This window comes from Caminibacter sp. (genome assembly GCF_053999135.1).
Genome location: NZ_JBMXVQ010000079.1, coordinates 1 through 5206, shown reverse-complemented (window position 1 = coordinate 5206; position 5206 = coordinate 1). Strand labels below are relative to the sequence as shown.

The 5206-nt window shown below is 32.4% G+C and carries 6 protein-coding genes and 1 pseudogene; all 7 read right to left on the bottom strand.

Annotation, left to right across the window (positions count from 1 at the left end):
• Nucleotides 1-209: pseudogene (locus ACXJH6_RS06330) on the bottom strand (HlyD family secretion protein); the annotation flags it as partial.
• A gap of 91 nt (nt 210-300) precedes the next feature.
• Nucleotides 301-552, bottom strand: a complete 252-nt coding sequence (locus ACXJH6_RS06325; RefSeq protein ID WP_456470915.1) for a hypothetical protein — start codon at nt 550-552, stop codon at nt 301-303.
• Nucleotides 553-747: 195 nt separating this feature from the next.
• Nucleotides 748-1353 (bottom strand): hypothetical protein, encoded by a 606-nt coding sequence (locus ACXJH6_RS06320; RefSeq protein ID WP_456470914.1) that lies wholly within the window; start codon nt 1351-1353, stop codon nt 748-750.
• A gap of 31 nt (nt 1354-1384) precedes the next feature.
• Nucleotides 1385-1969 (bottom strand): hypothetical protein, encoded by a 585-nt coding sequence (locus tag ACXJH6_RS06315; protein ID WP_456470913.1) that lies wholly within the window; start codon nt 1967-1969, stop codon nt 1385-1387.
• 46 nt (nt 1970-2015) lie between these two features.
• Nucleotides 2016-3755, bottom strand: coding sequence for a nucleoside-diphosphate sugar epimerase/dehydratase (locus ACXJH6_RS06310; RefSeq protein ID WP_456470912.1), 1740 nt, complete (start codon nt 3753-3755; stop codon nt 2016-2018).
• Nucleotides 3733-4869 carry a DegT/DnrJ/EryC1/StrS family aminotransferase gene (locus tag ACXJH6_RS06305; RefSeq protein ID WP_456470911.1) on the bottom strand — a complete coding sequence of 379 codons (1137 nt, stop codon included), beginning with the start codon at nt 4867-4869 and terminating at the stop codon, nt 3733-3735. The genes ACXJH6_RS06310 and ACXJH6_RS06305 overlap by 23 nt, the downstream gene beginning before the upstream one ends.
• Before the next feature lies 1 nt (nt 4870).
• On the bottom strand, nt 4871-5206 hold a 336-nt coding region (locus tag ACXJH6_RS06300), incomplete at its 5' end, for a sugar transferase (RefSeq protein ID WP_456470910.1).

Here is a 5206-nt window from a genome sequence, read left to right as displayed (position 1 = left end):
TCTCCTTTTTTTACCTCATCACCCTCTTTTACGTAGATTTTTTCAATTTTCCCGGGAAGGTTAAAGCTCAGATATGTTAAAGAATCCGATTTTACAAAAACGGCGTTGCTTGTTGCATAGTTTTTGGTAAATACAATATATTTATAAAGTCCAAAAGCACTTACAACAAGCAGTAATATCAACAATACAAAAGCAATCCTCTTTTTCACAAAACACCTTTATTTTTGACAAATTGTAACAAAAGAAGATTGATATGTCAATTAAGAATAGGGAAATTATATTAATGCCCCACAAAAGAGATTATTTTTTAAGTTTGTAAATTTTAACAAACGGATTTATGATTACCGGTTCGAAGAAACTTTTATCATAATTTTCAAAGAAAAACATCTGCACATACGTGACGTTTAATTTATCTTTGCTTAAAATCAAAACTTTATTTAAAGGCTTATACCATACTATCACTATATTGGATTTGGGATTAAAAGGCTGTTTGATTACCCTATATTTGCCTCTTCTGTCATACAGCCCCACATACAATGCATTTAAAGGCACCAGTTTATTACCCTAGTACATCCGACATTTCGCACCTAAGAAATTTATTTTTTTATAAAATTTCTGTTTAATTTTTGTAAAAAACACAATTTTAACCACAATTTTTTGATAAATTTAGCAACATTTCAATAAGGAAGTGAGGTTTTAACCTCATTGGCGGGACTGAAGTCACACTTCCAAATCAATGTAACCTTTTTATTGTTGGAATAAATTCTCAAAAAAACACCATAAATTCGGCGTTTGAAAAATAAAAAAATTGGTGCGCAATGTCGGGTGCATGTTTCCTTTCATACCCATCCAAAGCCCGTTTGCAAATTTCAGCCCCTCTTTTCCAGCCCCTACCACTCTTGTAGCCACGATAAAAGACTGATGTACCTTTCCGGTTTTCAAATCAATACTGCTGAATATCGCAACAGTAGGATAAATATCCGCCATTCTGTAAGGAAAGTAAAAATATATATCCCTTGTTTTGTGAGGAAGTTTAAAATCCAGATTATCAAGGGCGTTTAGAAAATCATTCGGGTCTTTATATCCGTATTTTTCCATCATATCAGGTATAAAACCTTTGGTCTCAAAAGTTTTATTCAGTTCTCTTGCCACTTTTATCTTATCTGTATATTCCACATCAAGTCTGGCAATATTAGCAGCAGCCGTTTGATTGTGAGTCAGGGCGAAACTTACCGGAAAATTAACTTCCCCGCTGTGTTCCCCTCCGTCAGCAAGAACTTTTTCAACCTCTAACCCCTTTGACTCCTTTTTAGCTAACGGGTGAATTGAGAAATATTTGAGCCGCAGGATCAAATACTTTTCTCCAATAATTTGTTATGCTTTGTTAATACATAAAAACACTTTTAATTTTTTTCATTGTATCTTGAAACTTTCTCTTAAACGACCACCCTTCTCTGTATGAATTATAGAGTTTTGATTTATTATAATCCGTTGGTGAGGCAAAAGCATGAGAACCTAGTTCAAATTTTAAAGCTAATTCAGCTTTTTCGAAATATTGATAATACTTATTCGAAAAATTATAATCATTTATTTCTTCTAGAGTTATTTTCTTACTTTTAAGATCGACCAAAAGTTGATAAATAAAAGTGCGAAGATTATAAAATGCCGTAACCGTGCTTGAACTAAAAAAAATACCATATTTTGAATCAAGCTCATCAAGTTTATTTCTAAAATCTTCAATATCAATTAAAGTTAAAGTTCCTTGTTTTTTTATAAACGAACTAATTAATTCATATAAAATAGGATAAACTTTTATTTTTTCTTTATAAAGTTTATTTCCAAAAGTACTATATATATTTTTAAGCTTAATATTAATATATAGTTGAGCTACAATAATTGACACTAGAGAACTTATATATAATGCTAAAATTTTATAAAAATCTAAATTCTCACTTAAAAAGTTTTTCATTTTTCCTCCTCTTTTTAAGAAATTCTATCAAAAGGTTGTTGATGTGTCAATAAGAAGCCGGCGTGTATTCTCTTACAATCTCTTTTAGTTTTTTAATTATTTCTTCTTTTCGTAGTAATTTTGAAAGTTTATCAATTTTTTGATTTAATTTTTTTACATCCATTTTAGCAGGTTTGGCTACAAAAATAGATTCATATCTTGTTTCTTTTTCAGCCTCGTTTATTAAAAGCTCTTCATAAAGTTTTTCACCGGGTCTTAGTCCGGCATAGATAATATTATTTTCATCTTTTCCGTACAGTTTTAGCATTTTTTTAGCCAAATCGACTATTTTTACAGGTTTTCCCATATCAAGAATAAAAATTTCCCCGTTTTTAGCCAGACTTCCGGCCTGCAAAACAAGCTGACAGGCTTCGGGTATAAGCATAAAATACCTGGTAATTTCAGGATGGGTTACACTCAGGGGTTTTCCTTCTTCTATAAGTTTTTTAAATTTCGGCACTACGCTCCCGCTGCTTCCAAGAACGTTTCCAAATCTCACAGCCGCTATTTTTGTATTTTTACTCTCAATATTCTGGGCATAAAGCTCACATACCCTTTTTGTAGCACCCATTACGTTTGTAGGACGGACAGCTTTATCCGTTGAAATTAAAATAAAATTTTCAGCTTTATTTTCAATAGAAAGGTCTATTACGTTTTTCGTACCTATTATATTATTAATAACGGCGCTTCTTGGATTTTCTTCACATAAAGGAACATGTTTGTAAGCGGCGGCATGAATAACAATTTCGGGTTTTTCCTTTTCGAAGACTCTTTTTATTTCCTCATATTTAGTAACATCTATAAGATAAGGTTTTCTTTTTATATTCAGCTCTTCGTTAATAGAATAAAGATTATATTCGCTGTTTTCTATTAATATAAGTTCTTTTGCCCCGTATTTCTCACAGATTCTGCAAATTTCGCTTCCTATACTGCCTCCGGCCCCGGTAACCATAATTTTTTTATCTTTTACAAATTTTTTAATAGCTTCCTTATCCAAATCTTTCGGTTTTCTGGCAAGTAAATCCTCAATTGATATATCTTTTATTTTTTTTTCAAAAGGACTGTATATTTTTATATCGGATATTTCTTTATTCTTAAGAAAATCCACAAGTCTGTTAAGTTCTTCCTGGGGCAGTTCTTTTGTAATAATAGCGGTATCTGTTTTTTCTATTTCACTTAAAGGCAAAACTTTATAACCGTAAATATAACTTCCCACAAGATTTCCATCATCATAAACCGCTTTTATCTCATAAGGAATATTCTGTTTCAAAAGAGAAAGGGTTTTTTCATTCGCTCCTACAATAACGGCTTCGTTAACATTTTTTACATGTTTTATAACAAGACGCTTGGAAATACGAAAAAAACCAATAAAAAGAAGGCTCAAAAAATAATCCATTATTATCGCGCTTCTTGGCATAGGAATAAAAAGATCTTTAAAAAGATAAAAAACAATAAAAAAAGAGAGATAAGCAAGGGTGGTTGCCAAAATCAGGCGCTTAAGCTCGGGCAGGGAAAAAAACCTCCAGCTGACGAAATAGAGTTTGAAAACAAAATAAAAAAACAGTTTAAATACGATTATTAAAGGAAAAACCTTAAAAAAACTATCTATATATTCTTTAGGAATAACAAAATTAAATCTTAAAAGATAAGCCAGATAAAGAGTAAAAAAGGATATTACAACATCTCCGAGTAAAAAAAACAGAGCCCTTTTAAAGTTGGTTGGCCTAAGAATTCCTGAGAATCTCACAAACTCTCCTTACATCTTCATCATTCATAACCGTCCCGCTTGGCAGACAAAGCCCCCTGCTGAAATATTCTTCACTTTTACCGTTAATATACGCTTTTGCATTTTTAAAAAGCGGCTGAGTATGCATCGGTTTCCAAAGGGGACGGCTTTCTATCTTATTATCTTTTAATTTTTTTATGACTTCAAACGGGTCTAAATCTTTAAAAGTAAGGGTTGTCAGCCACCTTGTGCCAAAGGTATTAGGAAGTTCTGGCATAAAATCAGCTATTTCACTAAGCTCACTTTTATAAATCTCAAAAATTTCCCTTTTTCTTTTAATCCTCTCATCAATAACTTCCATCTGCCCAACCCCAATAGCCGCTAAAATATTACTCATCCTGTAATTAAATCCAACTTCTTTATGCACATATTCAATAAACCCCTCCTCTTTTGCCTGTGTTGAGAGATGGCGGGCTTTTTTTATCAATGCTTCATTATCACTTACCATCACTCCGCCAGATGAAGTTGTCAAAAGCTTATTTCCGTTAAAACTATAAACTCCAATCTCACCAAAAGTCCCGGCAAAACGCACTGAAAAATCATCCGATTTTTCAGCGGAATTATTCATTTTCCATTTTCCATTTTCCATTTTCCATTGATAAGCTCCCAGCGCCTCCGCCGCATCTTCAATTAAGATAGCTTTATATTTATCAGCCAAAAATTTAATATTTTCAATATCAGCCATCTGTCCGTAAATATGAACGGCTATGATTGCTTTTGGTTTTTCTTTTTTTAAGGCATCTTCAAGTAAATTCAAATCCATATGCCAAAATTCATCACTGTCTATAAAAACCGGCTCATTTTTCTCATACAAAATCGGATTAACAGAGCCTATAAAAGTAAAGGTTGGTACTATTACTTTTGAATTGCTAACTCCTAAAACCCTAAGAGCTAAATGCAGTCCGCTTGTAGCATTACATAAAGCCAAAGCGGATTTTGCCTTTACATAATTTTTTACCTTCTCTTCAAATCTGTCAATAAACTCCCCAACAGGGGCAATATAATTACTCTCAAACGCTTCTTTTACGTATTCCAGTTCCTTACCGGACATATGAGGAGGGGAGAGGTAAATCATCTTATCCCTTTACAGTTTTTATAATATATTCAATATCTTTTTTTAAAGACCAGTTTTTAATATATTCTTTGTTGATTTTAACCTTATCAGGCCATATCACTTCATTATTATATTTAACAGGATCATCCACTTCAGCCAAAATTTGTTCTTCGTTTTTATATTTAAGAGTTGCCGGTCCGGTAATTCCGGGTTTAACTGATAAAATTATCCTATCTTCCCCTTTAAGTTTATCTGCGTATCCCGGAACGTCGGGTCTAGGCCCCACAAAAGACATATCGCCTTTTAAAACATTTATCAGCTGAGGCAATTCGTCTATCTTATATTTTCTAAAAAACCT